Annotated in this window: 16 protein-coding genes; 4 read left to right on the top strand and 12 right to left on the bottom strand. The window is 51.7% G+C overall.

The window, feature by feature from the left end; translation table 11 throughout:
- Positions 1-143: 143 nt before the first annotated feature.
- From LOS79_RS15345 to LOS79_RS15355, 3 genes are all read right to left on the bottom strand, one after another.
- Positions 144-2,165: a methyl-accepting chemotaxis protein gene (locus LOS79_RS15345; protein ID WP_315421329.1), complete on the bottom strand. Its 2,022-nt coding sequence runs from the start codon at positions 2,163-2,165 to the stop codon at positions 144-146.
- Between the two features lie 259 nt (positions 2,166-2,424).
- On the bottom strand, positions 2,425-3,321 hold the full coding sequence (locus LOS79_RS15350) for an alpha/beta fold hydrolase (protein WP_315421333.1): 897 nt from the start codon (positions 3,319-3,321) through the stop codon (positions 2,425-2,427).
- Between the two features lie 37 nt (positions 3,322-3,358).
- Positions 3,359-3,985, bottom strand: coding sequence for a TetR/AcrR family transcriptional regulator (locus LOS79_RS15355; RefSeq protein ID WP_315422251.1), 627 nt, complete (start codon positions 3,983-3,985; stop codon positions 3,359-3,361).
- A 346-nt stretch (positions 3,986-4,331) separates the two neighbouring features.
- On the opposite strand from LOS79_RS15355, the gene LOS79_RS15360 reads away from it, so the two are divergent.
- Together LOS79_RS15360 and LOS79_RS15365 are read left to right on the top strand one after the other, a co-directional pair.
- Positions 4,332-4,649, top strand: a complete 318-nt coding sequence (locus LOS79_RS15360; protein ID WP_315416277.1) for a transposase — start codon at positions 4,332-4,334, stop codon at positions 4,647-4,649.
- Positions 4,650-4,660: 11 nt separating this feature from the next.
- The gene (locus LOS79_RS15365; RefSeq protein WP_315416278.1) at positions 4,661-5,524 is read left to right on the top strand and encodes an IS3 family transposase; all 864 of its coding nucleotides are present in this window, start codon (positions 4,661-4,663) and stop codon (positions 5,522-5,524) included.
- Between the two features lie 203 nt (positions 5,525-5,727).
- Here LOS79_RS15365 and LOS79_RS33065 read toward each other — a convergent pair whose 3' ends face one another.
- The 5 genes from LOS79_RS33065 to LOS79_RS15390 form a co-directional block, all read right to left on the bottom strand.
- On the bottom strand, positions 5,728-5,982 hold the full coding sequence (locus tag LOS79_RS33065; protein ID WP_397386761.1) for an aspartyl-phosphate phosphatase Spo0E family protein: 255 nt from the start codon (positions 5,980-5,982) through the stop codon (positions 5,728-5,730).
- Between the two features lie 196 nt (positions 5,983-6,178).
- Positions 6,179-7,366 (bottom strand): aminotransferase class I/II-fold pyridoxal phosphate-dependent enzyme, encoded by a 1,188-nt coding sequence (locus tag LOS79_RS15375; RefSeq protein ID WP_315421336.1) that lies wholly within the window; start codon positions 7,364-7,366, stop codon positions 6,179-6,181.
- Positions 7,367-7,379: 13 nt separating this feature from the next.
- Positions 7,380-7,880 carry an Lrp/AsnC family transcriptional regulator gene (locus tag LOS79_RS15380; RefSeq protein ID WP_039308379.1) on the bottom strand — a complete coding sequence of 167 codons (501 nt, stop codon included), beginning with the start codon at positions 7,878-7,880 and terminating at the stop codon, positions 7,380-7,382.
- Between the two features lie 212 nt (positions 7,881-8,092).
- Complete coding sequence (locus LOS79_RS15385) at positions 8,093-8,500, bottom strand: spore coat protein (RefSeq protein ID WP_315421345.1); 408 nt, start codon at positions 8,498-8,500, stop codon at positions 8,093-8,095.
- Between the two features lie 85 nt (positions 8,501-8,585).
- Positions 8,586-8,819, bottom strand: a complete 234-nt coding sequence (locus tag LOS79_RS15390) for a hypothetical protein (RefSeq protein WP_315421348.1) — start codon at positions 8,817-8,819, stop codon at positions 8,586-8,588.
- A 189-nt stretch (positions 8,820-9,008) separates the two neighbouring features.
- Here LOS79_RS15390 and LOS79_RS15395 point away from each other — a divergent pair, with 189 nt between their 5' ends.
- Positions 9,009-10,247 carry an NAD(P)/FAD-dependent oxidoreductase gene (locus LOS79_RS15395; RefSeq protein ID WP_315421350.1) on the top strand — a complete coding sequence of 413 codons (1,239 nt, stop codon included), beginning with the start codon at positions 9,009-9,011 and terminating at the stop codon, positions 10,245-10,247.
- Between the two features lie 88 nt (positions 10,248-10,335).
- Here LOS79_RS15395 and LOS79_RS15400 read toward each other — a convergent pair whose 3' ends face one another.
- The 3 genes from LOS79_RS15400 to LOS79_RS15410 all read right to left on the bottom strand — a co-directional run bounded on the left by LOS79_RS15400 (position 10,336) and on the right by LOS79_RS15410 (position 13,675).
- The gene (locus LOS79_RS15400) at positions 10,336-11,895 is read right to left on the bottom strand and encodes a flavocytochrome c (RefSeq protein WP_315421353.1); all 1,560 of its coding nucleotides are present in this window, start codon (positions 11,893-11,895) and stop codon (positions 10,336-10,338) included.
- A 113-nt stretch (positions 11,896-12,008) separates the two neighbouring features.
- Entirely contained in the window at positions 12,009-13,136 is a 1,128-nt protein-coding gene (locus tag LOS79_RS15405; RefSeq protein ID WP_315421354.1) for a DUF4367 domain-containing protein, read from the bottom strand.
- Positions 13,118-13,675: an RNA polymerase sigma factor gene (locus tag LOS79_RS15410; RefSeq protein ID WP_315421356.1), complete on the bottom strand. Its 558-nt coding sequence runs from the start codon at positions 13,673-13,675 to the stop codon at positions 13,118-13,120. The genes LOS79_RS15405 and LOS79_RS15410 overlap by 19 nt, the downstream gene beginning before the upstream one ends.
- Positions 13,676-13,985: 310 nt before the next feature.
- Between LOS79_RS15410 and LOS79_RS15415 the strand changes: the two genes are divergently transcribed.
- On the top strand, positions 13,986-14,444 hold the full coding sequence (locus LOS79_RS15415; protein WP_315421358.1) for a hypothetical protein: 459 nt from the start codon (positions 13,986-13,988) through the stop codon (positions 14,442-14,444).
- A 72-nt stretch (positions 14,445-14,516) separates the two neighbouring features.
- On the opposite strand, the gene LOS79_RS15420 is transcribed toward LOS79_RS15415, so the two are convergent.
- Entirely contained in the window at positions 14,517-15,311 is a 795-nt protein-coding gene (locus LOS79_RS15420; RefSeq protein WP_315421360.1) for a PHP domain-containing protein, read from the bottom strand.
- Positions 15,312-15,333 lie beyond the last annotated feature (22 nt).

Raw genomic sequence — 15,333 nt, forward strand, 5'->3', positions numbered from 1 at the left:
CAAATATCGTATGTACCCATTATATGCCTGCAGCGGAAACCAGCCATCCGGCTACGGGCCGTTCTCTCCTTCCGCCCGGAGGCGGATACAGGAAATACAGCAGCGGCCGTATGCCGTAAGTATGGTTATGTTCCTTCTCCAGCTCAGCTCACCCTGAACAAAACCACCGCCTGCTGCAGCCCGTCAGCCATTGTCGCCAGCTCCGTTGAGGCGGCGGCTACCTCCTCCATGGAAGCAAGCTGCTCCTCGGAGGACTCGGCTACAGTCTGCGAACGCTCCACGGCCTGCCTGGCAATTTCAGCCATCTGCTCCACCGATGAGGTTAATTCCTCGGTTCCGGCCAGCAGCTGTTCTGATGAGGAGGACATCTCATGCACCTGGGTGTTAATCTCACTGATGCCGCTGAGAATATCCGTGAACAGCTTACCTGCCTCACCGACCATCCGCGACCCTTCCTGCACAGCACCGGCACTCGCCGTAACTGCATCTGCTGCAGCCACATTCCCCTGCTGAATTTCATGAATCAGCAGGCTGATATGACCGGCTGCCTCCGCTGTCTGCTCCGATAACTTCTTCACCTCGCCGGCAACTACCGAGAAGCCGCGGCCGGCTTCACCCGCTCTTGCCGCCTCGATGGCAGCATTCAAGGCCAATAGGCCGGTCTGGTCGCTGATGCCCTTGATCAGACCGACGATATCACCGATCTGCCCGGACCGGGAGCCCAGAGAATGAATCAGCCCGGAGGTTTCTGCAGCCGCCCGCTCCACCTCCTTCATCTTATCAACCGCCTGGATAATAATCGCATGCCCGCTCTGCGCCTGGCCTGCAGTGCGCCCCGCTGCTTCTGCCGTATCTATTGAAGCTTCGGCAACCCGCTGCACACCGGCAGCCATCTCCTCCATCGCCCTTGCCGACTCCCTGGTAGACTGAAGCTGTGTATCCGCTCCGGCAGCCAGATCCTGAATAGCCTGTACAACAGCTTCTGTTGTAAGATTTGTCTGATTGGCGCTCGACATCAGCTGCTCTGAGGTAGAGGCTACCTGCAGCGAATGATCGCCGACCGTTCCCAGCAGTCCGCCTAAATTATTAATCATCATGTTCATATGCCCGGCCATTTTACCGAATTCATCCTGGCTGTCCTCTTCCAGCTTCCCTGTAAAGTCTCCCGCCGCCATCCGCCGGGACAGCACATTGACACCGGCCAGCTTGCGGGTAATATACCTGCTGTACAGGTACACAGCAACGAATGTGAATGCCAGTCCGGATAGACCGACCAGCAGAACGGATCTCAGCAGGCCCTGCAGCGGCGCATACAGCTCCTTCTCCGGCACAGCAAGCCCGATCGTCCAGCCGGTATCCGGCAGCTTTTCATAATACATCTGAATAGGGGCACCGGAAGCGGAATACCTGATCATCCCCCGGTCCTGCCGGAGCATCTCTGCACCTGCCGCAGCCAGACTTGCATTGTCTTCTTCAGCGATGCTCAGCTGCATAATCTTCTCTGGATCAGGCCCGGCGATGTAATTGCCCTGCTTATCCAGCAGAATGGCCCAGCCCGTCCGGCCAACCTTGGTCTGCCCAATCTTGTTCTGCAGTGTCTTGAGATCGATATCACCGGTCATTACACCCAGCAGCGTACCTGCTTCAGCAAAAAAGGGCACGGCAAATGTAGTCATCGTCGTATCCGTACCTTGATCATAATACGGATCAGTAATGCCTCTATGCTCCTTGCCGATGGCGTACCAGTCCTGCTGAGGGTAATTATAGGACGGGTCACTGTACTGCTCAGTAGTCACAATATCCGCACCGTCCCTGTAAGCATATGTAGAGAAAAATTCCGTGTTATTGTCATATCTTCCCGGTTCGAAGTAGATTCCGGCACCAAACGTATCCTCGTTTGCTTTCAAGGCGCTGCTTAGCATGGTTCTGTACTCATCCAGTGTAAACGCGGAGGCCTGGCTCTCCACAGTCCGGGCTAATACCTCCGGCACCTTGCTGTGCGCGCCAAGATTGGCGTTAATTTCGTTTGAAATATCCGATATCTGCAAATTCATTTTCTGCTTAACCTCATCAGTGATAATGTTCCTGGCGTACATGTAAGACAATGAAGCAACCAGCAGCAGCGTAAGCAGGAAGACGGGCAGGATGAATGCAAATGTTCGCATGCGTATGCTTTTGAACCGGAGCCTATTAATTCCCTTGTGAACAGCATTAGCCATATGAATCCCCCCATTGTTAGTAAAGCTGCTACAAGCATATTGAAAAATCCCGGCGGGAGATACGACTGGTTTGTTAACTTTTTGTCGAATCATAGAATAATTTGTTGTGAAATTGTGAAAAATCTGCCGCAAACGCCTGTTACATTTTCACCAGTTAAAAGAGCAAAAAAAGCCACCCTCTGCAGGATGACCTTTGGCCTATCTGTTAATTTGCAATATGATCCTTCAGAAAACCGATCAGCTCGCGGTTAATCCGTTCCGGCTGCTCATGATTAATGCCGTGTCCGGCATCGGGTATAACCGTATAGTGAAAACCGCCATCCTCCAGAATGGCTGTGAATTCCCGCTTGTGCTCCAGCTTATAATCCCCCAGCAAAAAATAGAGCTTATCCCGGACAGCAACCGCCTGCGCTTTATCATACAGCTGAAGCTTGTGCACGAACATCGCCTGCTGGTTATGGTTCTTCATCAGTAACACCAGATGCTCGCCAACCTCGGGGTGATGATCAAACAGTCCGGAGGCAGGCGAGCTGAGTTTCCGGGCAACTTTCAGCAGATTGCGGTGTGTCGGTACAAGAATTTCCGGGAACATCATCATCAGGGTGCGGACCATGGCTTTTAACGGCGAGCTGACCATTCCCCCCTCCATGCACACCGTATTAATCACTCTTCCGCTCTCGTTTATAGTATAGTTATAGGCCATATAAGCCCCGTTGGAGACCCCGGCCAGATAGAACCTGCCCAGCCGCAGCTGATCGGCAATTTCATTGATCCAGTCCACCTGATTGAAGCTTTGCTTCGTATAATTCCCGTTAGGAATGCTTTTCCCCGGCCCGCCCAGTGTATCGACTGCGATACAGTAGTAATACTGTGCAAGCTCCCGGATATTCAGCATCCACATTACGGCAGAGTTATCCCCTACCCCATGGAGCAGCATCAGCGGAGGATTAGCCGGATTGCCCGCTGTAATACAATGAGTAATCCCGTATTTCGTGGCAAGCTTCAGCTCCTGCATTTCAGCCGGCCAATACTCCAGCAGCAGTTTATTATAAGAGCGCAATACCCGTTCTTTACCGGCCTCACTTTTATACACCTTCACCATTGCCGTCAGCTCCTAATAAGTTAATGACCAGATTTACCTACGACCTCTTCATGAAACGCAGCACCAGCTCTGCCGAGGGAAATGGAGCCGCAGCCGTAGTCTGAAGCCTGGCAATCCCCAGTCCTTGTATAAAAGAAAAGTACGCGACCGCAATTTCCGCCGGATCACCCGCCACAATCTCACCTGCCTGCTGTCCGGCAATAATCAGGGGAATAAGATGCTCGAACGGCTTCATAATCTTCGCTTTCGCAACAAGTCCGGCTTCCTCCGGAATAGCTTCGGGCGTAGCGGTCTGGAGCAGAATGAGCCGCCAGTGCTGCATAGCGATGCTGTCCGGGGATATGAAGGCTTCCGTAAGCCAGGTAATCCGCTCCAGCGGGCTGCCTTCCAGCTCTGCAGCATACTGCACTGACATTCCTGCACCCTCGGAAGCAAGCTCAACAACTTTGGTGAAGATTTCATCCTTTGATTTGAAATACATATAGACATATCCCTGGCTGAAGCCTGCACTGGCGGCAATATCCTTAATTTTGGTTCCGGCATAGCCCTTCCTTGAAAAAATCAGGGCCGCGTGCTCAATAATCTGCCGGGTCGCCTTATCCGGAGCCAGCAGCTCAAAGCCCTCATTGAATTTATGTACCAGCAGCTTGCCGTTATCGCTCATATCCAAGACCCGCATGCCTCCTTAAAATGAATGACTGTTCATTCATAATACATTTAATTGATTATTTTGTAAATAAATATAAATTAACTGCGGCTGGGGACTGCAGTGACTGGGGGAGACTCAGGTAACTTCCGTCAAGAAAGTAGTCCGCCATTCAGCTGTGTTCAGGTTAGTAGCTTAGCGTTACGGACAGGAGAGACGTTAAGCGGCGGCAAAGCCTGAGTGCAGATTCTTAACGGACACCAGCGCCGTTATTCCATTGAAAAAGTGAGTTTTGGGATTAGAATGGAAAGTGGACGACTGTTAACGGACGGAGGGATAATAAGAGCAACGGAGGTGCGTCCCTATGGGAGAAAAACGACAACGGTACAACGAAGAATATAAGAAGCAAACGGTGAAGTTCATTCAAGAACAGACGAAGAGCTTAGGGGACATCGCGCAAGAGCTGGACATTCCGAAAAGTACGCTGCACCAGTGGATGGGGCAATACCGGGAGCTAAAGAATGAACCGGTCGCAAGTATGGATCGGGTACGGGAACTCGAAGCCGAGCTCCAAGAGATGCGCCGTCAGCTTCAGGAGAAAGACACTCAACTTGCTGACACGGAGGAAGAACTAGCGATCGTAAAAAAAGCAGTGCACATCTTCAGCAAACCAAGGAACTAAGATTCCAGTTCATGAAGGACCATCGCTCCGAGTTTCGCTTGGAGAAGATGTGCAATACCCTACAGGTATCCAGGAGCGGATATTACAAGTGGCTCAATGCCAAAGCCAGTTTGCAGGCACTCCGCAAGGCAGCCGTTATGGAGCGAATCCGGTACCATTTTGACGATCATAAAAAACGGTATGGAAGTCCGAAGATCACCCGCCTGCTGCATCAGGAAGGCTATACGGTCACGAAACGCACAGTGAGTGTGTACATGCGAGAAATGAAGCTCCGCTCTATTGTATCTAAGCCATACCGTGTGCAGACGACCGATTCCAAGCATAGCAATCCCGTTGCACCAAACACACTGAACCAAGAGTTTAAGGTGCTTAAGCCCAATACCGTATGGGTCACGGACATCACGTATATCCCTTGTCGTGGAGGTCGCTTATACCTAGCTAGCGTCATGGATCTATGCACGCGAGAAATCGTAGGGTGGCGGCTGTATAACCATATGGAGACGAGCCTGGTCTTAGACGCACTGCAGGCGGCTTACACGGCGAAGCGGCCCGGCGAGGGCCTACTGCATCACTCTGACCGAGGGTCTCAATATACCTCAAAAGAATATGTCGACCAACTAAAGACATACCACATGAAATCCAGCATGAGCCGTAAAGGAAACTGCTACGATAACGCCTGCATTGAGTCTTGGCACAGTATTTTAAAGAAAGAGCTCATCTACTGTAATCCGCGCTTCAAAAACCCGGAACAGGCATATGATGCTATTTTCCAATACATTGAGTTCTATTACAATCGCAAGCGAATGCACAGCTCGCTGGGGTATCTTTCCCCCGCCCGCTTTGCTAAGCAATTCACTAAAAAATCCGTTGCGTGACAGTCTACTTTCTTGACAGAAGTCCATGATGTCCGCAAGGCCAGGTCGGACCCGTTCCGGACCCGGGATATAGCTACAATAACCGTACAAAGCAGGGCATTAACTTAGGGAGATTACTCAGGTACATGCGGAGACCGAAACATAAAAAGACGCCGCCCGCTAACGGACGGCATCTCTTCAGCATTGCTTATAAATTACAGCGTTCATTCAAATTTCCGGCGGCGGCCTTTCATATATTCATTAATCTTCAGATCAAGCAAGCTGCTTATTTCAATCACATTATCCGAGGTAAAGGACTTCTCCTGCATAAAAAGCTGTTCCATTCTGCTGCGGAGATCCTGAATTTCATCTTCAAGTGAGAGCCTGCGTGCATTTGCATCACCCTTGGGAGGACGTAACCCGCTTCCGGAAGAACATTCCCCGCCATAGGAAGGTAAGTAATAATCTGCGCTTAGCACAATCATCCCTCCTAATGTAGTATTGCGCTTTATCCGGCACTGCTGCTGATTCATAACAGGCCCGGAGTCTGCGCCCGATTCCAGCTAAAGAGGTCCGTGTCAGTCTATCACAGGTGTTTCTTGTCCCTAGAGTAAAATAATACCATATAGGAAGGTGATCGGCTATAGTTCGATTTACTTCATTCTGCTTACATGACTATGCCCGTTCGCGGGCCAGCTGTGAGACGAATGCCCCAATTCGTTCAATGGCTTCGTTCAGCTGGGATACTGAGGTTGCATAAGAGCAGCGGAGATACCCTTCCCCGCCCAGACCAAACACGCTTCCCGGAACGGCAGCAACTTTGTATTCCAGCAGCAGGCGCTGGGCGAACTGGTCAGAGGTGAGTCCGGTAGCCTGGATGCTCGGGAACGCATAAAATGCTCCTTGTGGCTCATGGCATTCAAGACCCGCATCGCGCAGTCCCTTGACAATCAGTCTGCGCCGCTGGTTGTAGGAATCGGTCATCCGGTCCTTCTCCTCCATGCCGTTGGTCAAAGCCTCCAGCGCAGCCACCTGCCCCATGGACGGGGCGCACATTACGGTGTACTGATGGATCTTCAGCATCGCGGCAATCAGATCCGGGTGCCCGCAGGCATATCCCATCCGCCAGCCGGTCATGGCGAAGGCTTTGGAGAAGCCGCTGACCAGAATGGTCCGGTCAATCATTCCCGGAAGGGAAGCGAAGCTGACATGATTGCTTCCGTAAGTCAGTTCAGCATAAATCTCATCTGAAATGACGATCAGATCATGCTTCTCTACCACCTTGGCAATCGGCTCCCAATCCTCACGGCTCATAATGGCCCCGGTCGGATTGCTCGGATAGCAGAGAATAAGTATTTTGGACCGCGGAGTGATCTTCGCTTCCAGATCTTCTGCCGTAAGCTTGAAGTTATTCTCGCCGAAGGTTTCAATCCCGACCGGAATTCCGCCGCCGATGGCGGTGATCGGTGAATATGAGATATAACACGGCTCGGGGATAAGAATCTCATCCCCCGGGGCAATTAAGGCCCGGAGCGCCAGATCGATAGCTTCACTGCCGCCAACGGTGGCAATAATCTGATTAGCCGGATCATATTGCACTGCGAACCGGGTCTGCAGGTATTCGGCAATGCCCTCCCGGAGCTCAGGCATCCCTGCATTGGAGGTGTAGCCGGTAAACCCGCGTTCGAGCGAGTAGACACAGGCTTCCCTGACATGCCACGGTGTCTTGAAATCCGGTTCACCTACACCGAGTGATATGATATCTTTGCTGCCTGCCGCAAGATCGAAAAACCTGCGGATACCCGAAGGCTGAATCTGCTGGACCAGCGGAGCCAAATAGGAGTTCATCGATTTCGTAATCATGGCATTACATCCTTCACGGAGATATCATCAGACGGTTGTCTTCTTCATGCTCTTCAAAGATGATACCGTCCTGTTTGTATTTTTTGAGCGTAAAGTTTGTTTTGGTAGAGAGCACCGCATCAATCGGCGACAGCTTCTCGGAGACGAAATTGGCCACCTCGCGCAGATTACGTCCTTCCACTTCGACCAGTAAATCATAGGCACCGGACATCAGATAGACGGATTTGACCTGCGGGTAGAGGTAAATCCGCTCGGCAATGCCTTCAAAGCCGCGGCCGCGTTCCGGTGTAATCTGCACCTCGATCAGCGCAGTTACCCGCTCGTCATCCACCTTATCCCAGTTGACAACCGTCGCATATTTTACAATGACATGATCCTGCTCCATTTGGGCAATTACTGTTTTGACGTCTTCTTCTTCCGCTCCAAGCAGGGTAGCCATTAGCGCTGTCGAGCTTCGCGCGTCCTCCTTAAGCAGTTCCAGCACTTTCCTCTTCAAGTCATTCATTTCCTTCATGCCTTCCCTCCGGATCGTTCGCCAGCCGGGTGCCTTCCTGGTTCCAGGGACAACCTTCTGCGAAAAGAGTTTAGTATTAATATGACATGAAAATGACAGTTCTGCAAACAAAATAACCCCGCCGGAGCGGGGCTACAGGACTTCCTTTCACTTGACTGCCGCCTGTAACCGGAAGGGAAGCGCACTCATGCTTCATCTCTCCCGCATCAGGGTTACATATAGTAAGATCCGTTGCTATGCTGATTGCCATGCTGCACATTGGCCTGATGCAGCGGAACATTAGAGGCGTGATTGTAGGCCGCCGCTCCGCCTGTTTTCTCGCGTACAAACTGCTGGCACTTCTGCTGGGTCTGCTGGGCGCACTGGATCTGCTTGTCCACATCCTGACGCAGCGCCTTGCCCGGAGGCGTGTACATATTCATCTGCGACATCTGCGTGTACAGCTCTCCCTGAATTCTGAGAGTGTCCATCGTCAAATCATTGAATACCCGGCGTACCGTCTGACAGTTCGATTCGGTGGCTGCAGTTGTATATTCGCGGACAGTCCGCTTCAAATCAGCCAAAATCGTGTTCAGCAAATCCTCGTCCGCCATAAATGACGTTCCGTTTTGTGCGTACACAATAAAACCTCCTTATAAGTTGAGTTTCTTCTTACAGATTAGCTTCGGAAGCACCGGCCTAAGCTGCCGGCATTCACAGCTCAGCTTATTGCGGCTGGGTTGGCGCATACTGCTGATGCTGATGCAGCAGCTGTACCAGCATATCCATATGGTGGGTATGGCTCTGAATCTGCTGGATACAAATTCCCTGCACCGCCTGATTCTGGGTTGTTCCGGCTGTAGCAGCCAGCTGTTTGATCAGCAAATCCTCGTTGGAGATCGAATCGGCGATGTATTCCAATTCTTTTCCGCTAAGCGCCTGCATTTGGTTAGATTGCATGTTCGGTATTCCCTCCTTCTGGATGTTCAAGCGTTCTTTAGTATGCCGCCGGGGCAAGCTCTTTATGTGCCTGCGGGCACAAGAGAGGCTTACACAAATCTGGATAAAAGCCTGCACGGCTGCGCATGAGCACCCGGCAGGCTGCAAATAATACCTTATCAGGAATCATACAAAGGAGAGACTTAACTCATGAAACTCATCAGCGGACAATTGCCCTGGGCGAATACACTGCCTCATCCTCCTGTCTATCCGGTACTGGAAGGGGACACAGCCTGCGATTGCCTGATTGTCGGCGGCGGTATGGGCGGAGCGATGATGTCCTACCGTATGTCACTCACCGGAGCAGATACTGTTATCATCGATAAAAGATCTGTAGCAGGCGGAAGCTCACATGCCAATACAGGATTACTGCAGATTGCCAATGACAAATCGCTGACCTCCTGCATGAATACCTTCGGCGAAGAGAACGGTGTGCTCTTCTATAAGCTGTGCCAGCGGGGCCTTCAAGCAATTCTTGATTTGCCGGAGAAGCTTGAAATCGATCCGCAGATCATTCCCCGCAGCAGCCTGCTCTATGCCAGCTCCCTGGAGGATGTGCCTGCACTGAAGCTGGAGCAGGAGAATCTCGCCTCGCACGGCTTTGATTCGGAACTGTGGAATGAGGAAAAAATCCGCTCCCATTATTCCTTTTCGCGGCCCGCGGCCCTGTATTCCAGAGGGGATGCAGAAACGAATCCGTTCCGCACCGTGCACAGCCTGATTCATAAGGCGCACTCCGGCGGAGTCCGTGTCTACGCACATACGGAAGCGCTGAGCTATGAATATAGAACTGACGGTGTAATCTGCCATACAAGGCATGGCCGGATTTTTGCGAAGAATGTTGTTTTTGCCATGGGCTACGAAACCCAGGAAATGAAGAAGGACCGCGGTGCAGAGCTGATTAATACCTATGCCGTTATGACCAAACCTCTGCGCAGCATGCCGAAATGGCATGAACAAAGCCTCATCTGGGAGACTGCCCGGCCTTATCTGTACTTCCGGACGACTCCGGACGGCCGGATCATCGCCGGCGGCAAGGACGAGCAGCTCACTGATCCTGACCGCCGGGAGGTGCGGGTGCTCTCGCAAAGCCAGCGGCTGCTGGAGGAGCTAGTGGCTTTGTTTCCGGAGCTTCAGGGAATTGAAGCTGAATATTCCTGGGGAGCCGTCTTCGGCTCAACACGGGACGGCTTGCCGTACATGGGCCCTCATCCGGAATACCCTCACTGTTATTTCATTGAGGGCTACGGCGGCAACGGCACCGTCTACAGCATGATTGCTGCCGAGCTCCTGTCCGATACACTGGCCGGCAGGCACCGGCCGGAGCTGGAGCTGTTCTCCTTAACCCGGACAGCCAAGCCCTCCCCGTCTCCGGCCATTCAGGGGTAGGCGCCGGAGACACACAAGAAGGGATGCCCTGTAAGCCTGCGGCTTAGGGGCATCCCTTTTTTCCATCATAATCATATGCAATGATTGCTTATTGCGCTTTTACAAACTCAGCTGACTTGATTCCGGCCTGGCGTCCGAAAATAATAATCTCCGCCACCGAGTTGCCGCCGATACGGTTCTGGCCGTGTAATCCGCCGACAACCTCACCTGCTGCGAACAATCCGGTAATCGGGCTGCCTTCCTTGTTCAGGACTTCAGTATTCGTATTGATCACTACGCCGCCCATCGTATAGTGAATCCCGGGGCCAATCAGGATGGCATAATAAGGGGCGCCGGACAGGTCATTGTCCATCCCGGTAGTTCTGCCGAATTCCGCATCCGTCTTACTCTTGACTGCACCGTTCCATGTGTCCACTGTCGCCTTGAGTTCAGCTGCCGGAACATTGATTTGTTCAGCCAGTGCTTCAATCGTGTCCGCTGTTTTGACAACGCCCATCTTGATATATTGGTCAACTGCCTTGACCCGGGATTTCACGCCGGAATCAAATACCAGATAGGCTGATTTGTCAGGCAGGGTATTGATCGAAGCCGTTACTTTATCACGGGTATCCATTTCGTTGCCGAAGCGTTTACCTTCGTTTGAGACGAGAATAGCGCCTTCGCCGCGGACCGCTTCACCGATCAGGTAGGATTTCTCCTGCTGCACTGTCGGGTGAACCTGAATCTGATCCAGATCTACCGTAGTCCCGCCAACCTGTTCAATCATCCGGATCCCGTCACCTGTGCTGCCGATCTGATTCGTAGTTACATAGCCTGCAAGGTCGGGCCGGACGGATGTAATCATCTCCATATTGGAGCCGAAACCGCCGGTAGTCACGATAACTGCCGAGCCGGTGATAATTTTCTCATCTGCCTGGTTGAACAGCACCTTAACGCCGTTCACTTTACCATCCTGTACAGTAAGCTCCTTCACATCTGCATTAACGAACAAGGGAATACCCTTCTCTTGAACATTCCGCACTAGACCTGCTACCAGATATTGGCCTACTGCAGAGCCGTCCTCCGGACGGTGGGTACGTTTCTCTTTCATTCCGCCGGTAATGGTGATGTTGTTCAGACGGATGCCGATTGAATCCAGCCAGTCAACCGCACTTGCCGAGTTGTCCACGAAGAACCGGAGCAATTCCTTATTGTTCGTATCATGACCGCCGGCCAGAGTCTCTTCGTAGAACAGGTCGTTGCTGTCTTCAATTCCCTGCTCCTTCTGGAACTTCGTCTGCGATGCGTTCATCCCGGAGGAGGACTTGGTAGTGTTACCGCCGGCTACCGGCATTTTCTCCAGGATCACCGGATTCATGCCGTTAGCTTTGGCTTCCAGTGCCGCCGACATTCCCGCACCGCCTGCACCGACGATGATAATATCATATTTATCTTTTAACTGGTCATAGGGTGTATAATTTGCTTCAGATGCCCCAGATACGGCTTCGGCTGTCTCTTTAGGCTCTGCAGTCGCTGCCGGCTCTGTAGTCGCGGTATTCTTACCCGTGCTCTCATTGGTACTGCTGCCCGCATTGTTGTTACCGCAGCCAGCGATAACCAGCATAACGGAGAGAACGAGAATAAGTGCAGCTGCTAATCTCTTGTTCATTGTTGTGTTGCCCCCTTGTGCATATTTTCACAATTATCATAGCTGCAAGAGGGCTGCCTTGGAAGCTTACGTAACTAAAGAAAACGTTTAGTAATTAAAGTAACCGGATTATGTTAATTCATCATACCGGCCGCAATGCGGATGACCTCATCCTTGGTTAACTCCGGTTCCTCCTCACGGACCGACATATTATAGATGATCTGTGCTTCCGGATCTGACCAGACCAGTCTGTACTTATACCCCAGATCAATCTTTTCATCGCTGGAGGGTTCGAGATAAATAAGCTCCTTGCCGCCAATATCAATATTTTCAACCTTTGTCGTTTCGGTCCACAGCAGGCTTTCTGCCGGTTCAGCCTTCTCATCCACACGCGAAGCGCTGATTCTCACCTGACTCTTCCCCTTCTTGTACACCAGCGCAGAAGAATCATAAGCGATGTTCTCCGCCTTCTCCCTTTTCCAGGTCATCCGGAAGTTGTCTCCCAGGTCAATCTCGCTTTCGCCTTTAAACTGCTTCTCATCTTCAACCTTTATCAAGGAGGGCTTGATTAACGCCTCATCCAGGATATACCCCTCCGGCATATTCCCCGGCTGCTTCACTTCCGGAGCGTGGTACTTCTCTGCACTGGTCTTATAGGCGGAGTAGTCCTTGAATATGATCGGCGGGCTGTACAAGCCAAGATGACCTTCTTCTTCCCTGTCTGCACGTTTGATCACATATGTGGCATACTCTCCGGGATTCAGCAGTGTCTCTATAACATTGTAGCCCTTTGAATATTTCAGCTTGTAGAGTTCATCCTCTTCACTCGGCTGCGCCTGGGCCGGCCAGGGAATCAAGGGTTCATCCGGCTTCATAATCATACCGCCTGAGTTCGTCGCCGGAAGCGGCTTATAAGGCAGCACCTTGTACTGGGACTCAGCTCCCTGCCGGAGTTCACCGGAATACCGGGTATAGCCGCCGCCCAGCAAGACTATTACAAGGAGTGCCGCCGCCCAGCCCTGCACCGGAATCCGCGGGATTCGCTTGCGTCTCCGACTCGTTCCGGCTTCTGCCTCCAGCCTGCGCATAATGTTAGGAGTCTCTCCGCTTGGCGGAGAGGTCAGCTCTCCTGCAGCCGATAGCGTTCCGCCAAGCCCGAGCGCTTTCATTACGGGTTCATGTACATCAACCGGGGTGAAACCGGCAGACCGGTCACCGTCCTTCAGAAACCGCTCCTCCTGGGTCAATTCACGCTTGTCCATAGTTGTATCTCCTTTCTTTCGAGCACCTTTTTGAGCTTGCTTCTGGTCCGTTCATATCTTTTGCGTGCAGCAGCCGTGCTGACGCCCAGGATTTCGCCGATTTCCGCAAACGATTTATCTTCATAAATACGCAGAATCAGCAAATTCCGGTCTTCCGCATTCAGCTTCCCCAGGGCGGCTGAGACCGGCTCGCTGAATAGACGGTTCTCGACCGTTTGTTCAGCGCTGTTCACCGTGACCTCCTGCCGGAGAAGCCTTCGCAGCTGAAGCTGAAATTTCTGCCGCCTCAACTGGTTCAGACAATGATGGTAAGCGATCTTGTAAAGCCAGGATACGAAACCCGCCTGCGGCTTGTATTGCCCGATATTCTGGTAAGCCTTAATCAGGATATCCTGCACCGCATCCTCTGCCTCTACCCTGCTGTTCAGCAGCCGGAAGCAGTAGAGGTAGATCTGCTGCTGGTACAGCCTGATTACATCTGAGAACAGGCTGGCATCTCCGGCCTGTATCCTCCTGATCTTCTCTTCTATGGAATCCACGCTGGTCTCCCTTCTTTTAATTTTTTCTATTTCTTCTGTTTCTATAGATATAACACTTGAGCAGCCTCGGGCGTGACAATTATTTTATGGGTGTCTGGGAGGCGGTCCTTCAGCATTTGGAGCAGGAGCTGAGACCGGCGCTCTTTCAGGAGGGGCGCTGGGTGATGGACTACCGCAGAATTCGGGTGGTTGCTTACAAGCGTTAAAGAGAATAAGCGAAATATAAGTAAAAGAAGCGGATTTGCTTGGAGGAATAGATAGATTTATAATTGTGACTTATACAACCATACTGCAAGGAGGAACAGAATCAATGAAAAAAAGCGACAAGTATATGCTGACCGGCGCCATTCTGGCGGCTGCAGGTGTTTCTCTCATGGCTTATACCGCAAGCCGCTACACTTCACTCAAAAAAATAGTTGCCCGGATGATAACATTGGAGGATATCGCTTCCCTGGAAATTACGCGCCTGTCTTCTGTTCCCGGTGAACAAAAGGATATCGTGGTTACTGAACCAAAGGCTATTCAACAAATATTTGCCGGTTTCTCTGACGTCCGTTTATTAAAATCCGCCCGGAATGTAACTTCCGGTAATGCACACAGCTATTATATTACGATCGTACAGGCTGACCGGAAACAGCGTTTTGATATCATTCTGAAGGGAAACAGCCATCTGATTATTTATGATAATGATCTGAATAACCCGCATTTGAATGCTTACAAAATTGTAGGTCCGTTTAATCCGCAGGCACTGCTGCAGGCTTTTGAATAATAGCCTAAACTGAAACAAGCCGGCACCATTGCCGGCTTGTTTACAGTTTAATCAGCCCCAACCAGCGGGAGCCTACGCCTGATACTCTATCTCCGCCTCATCCCTCGAAGGCGCTTCACCCGCCAGCTGCTTCAGCAGCTTTTTCATCATCACCGAAGCCTTTACTTTAACAGGCAGGCATGGCGACAGCTCGATCTCATATCTGCCCTGCTTCACCGCCTCCTTAAGCTCTTCAACCGTAGAACAGGGCTCATGCAGCTTATTCACCACACTGCCATACTGCAGGCACTGGTGGCTGTCGCTGCCGGCAATAACCGGGACCCCCAGCTGCGCTGCGAACGGTGTGATCAGATTCTTGTAAGCCTCCGCCCCCTGCATATAAATATCCTTGGCATTGTAGTCAAAGGCATCCAGCCGCTTCAGCAGCTCAGGATCAAGCTGATGCAGCGGAGTAGAGGTCCGGAACGGATGCGCGCCGATCTTCCACAGCCGGTATTCATCCGCATAATCAAGCAGCTGTCTGAACGGAATGAAGCTGCCCTCAAGGGTATGAGCCTCCAGCAGGGCACGAACGGCAAGAACGTTCTCCTTAAGCCCGATCAGCAGAATATGGCCTGTTTCTGCAATATCAACCTCCATGCCAGGAAACAGCTTCAGGCCGTTCACATCATAATAATGCCCGTTATAAGGGTAGAGCCGGTCCAGCGCTTCGTACATTGCATAGAAATTGGAAGTGTTAAAATGCTCGGTTAACGCGACCGCCTGCAGCCCGTTTTCCTTAGCCTCCGCCATCATTTCAGCGAAATACTCCGGGGAAAATGCAGATTTCTTCGACAGCTTGCCGTGTGTGTGCAGATCAATATTCATTATAGCTGTGCTCCTTCAAGTA

This window comes from Paenibacillus sp. MMS20-IR301, assembly GCF_032302195.1.
GTDB lineage: Bacteria > Bacillota > Bacilli > Paenibacillales > Paenibacillaceae > Paenibacillus_AQ.

Bases quoted from the DNA above. Each gene is read 5' to 3' on its own strand.
- LOS79_RS15420 (WP_315421360.1), bottom strand. From the start codon at position 15,311: ATGAATATTGATCTGCACACACACGGCAAGCTGTCGAAGAAATCTGCA.
- LOS79_RS15400 (WP_315421353.1), bottom strand. From the start codon at position 11,895: ATGAACAAGAGATTAGCAGCTGCACTTATTCTCGTTCTCTCCGTTATG.
- LOS79_RS15375 (WP_315421336.1), bottom strand. From the start codon at position 7,366: ATGATTACGAAATCGATGAACTCCTATTTGGCTCCGCTGGTCCAGCAG.
- LOS79_RS15365 (WP_315416278.1), top strand. From the start codon at position 4,661: ATGAAGGACCATCGCTCCGAGTTTCGCTTGGAGAAGATGTGCAATACC.
- LOS79_RS15350 (WP_315421333.1), bottom strand. From the start codon at position 3,321: ATGGTGAAGGTGTATAAAAGTGAGGCCGGTAAAGAACGGGTATTGCGC.
- LOS79_RS15415 (WP_315421358.1), top strand. From the start codon at position 13,986: ATGAAAAAAAGCGACAAGTATATGCTGACCGGCGCCATTCTGGCGGCT.
- LOS79_RS15395 (WP_315421350.1), top strand. From the start codon at position 9,009: ATGAAACTCATCAGCGGACAATTGCCCTGGGCGAATACACTGCCTCAT.
- LOS79_RS15360 (WP_315416277.1), top strand. From the start codon at position 4,332: ATGGGAGAAAAACGACAACGGTACAACGAAGAATATAAGAAGCAAACG.
- LOS79_RS15390 (WP_315421348.1), bottom strand. From the start codon at position 8,819: ATGCAATCTAACCAAATGCAGGCGCTTAGCGGAAAAGAATTGGAATAC.
- LOS79_RS15380 (WP_039308379.1), bottom strand. From the start codon at position 7,880: ATGAAGGAAATGAATGACTTGAAGAGGAAAGTGCTGGAACTGCTTAAG.
- LOS79_RS15355 (WP_315422251.1), bottom strand. From the start codon at position 3,985: ATGAGCGATAACGGCAAGCTGCTGGTACATAAATTCAATGAGGGCTTT.
- LOS79_RS15345 (WP_315421329.1), bottom strand. From the start codon at position 2,165: ATGCGAACATTTGCATTCATCCTGCCCGTCTTCCTGCTTACGCTGCTG.
- LOS79_RS15405 (WP_315421354.1), bottom strand. From the start codon at position 13,136: ATGGACAAGCGTGAATTGACCCAGGAGGAGCGGTTTCTGAAGGACGGT.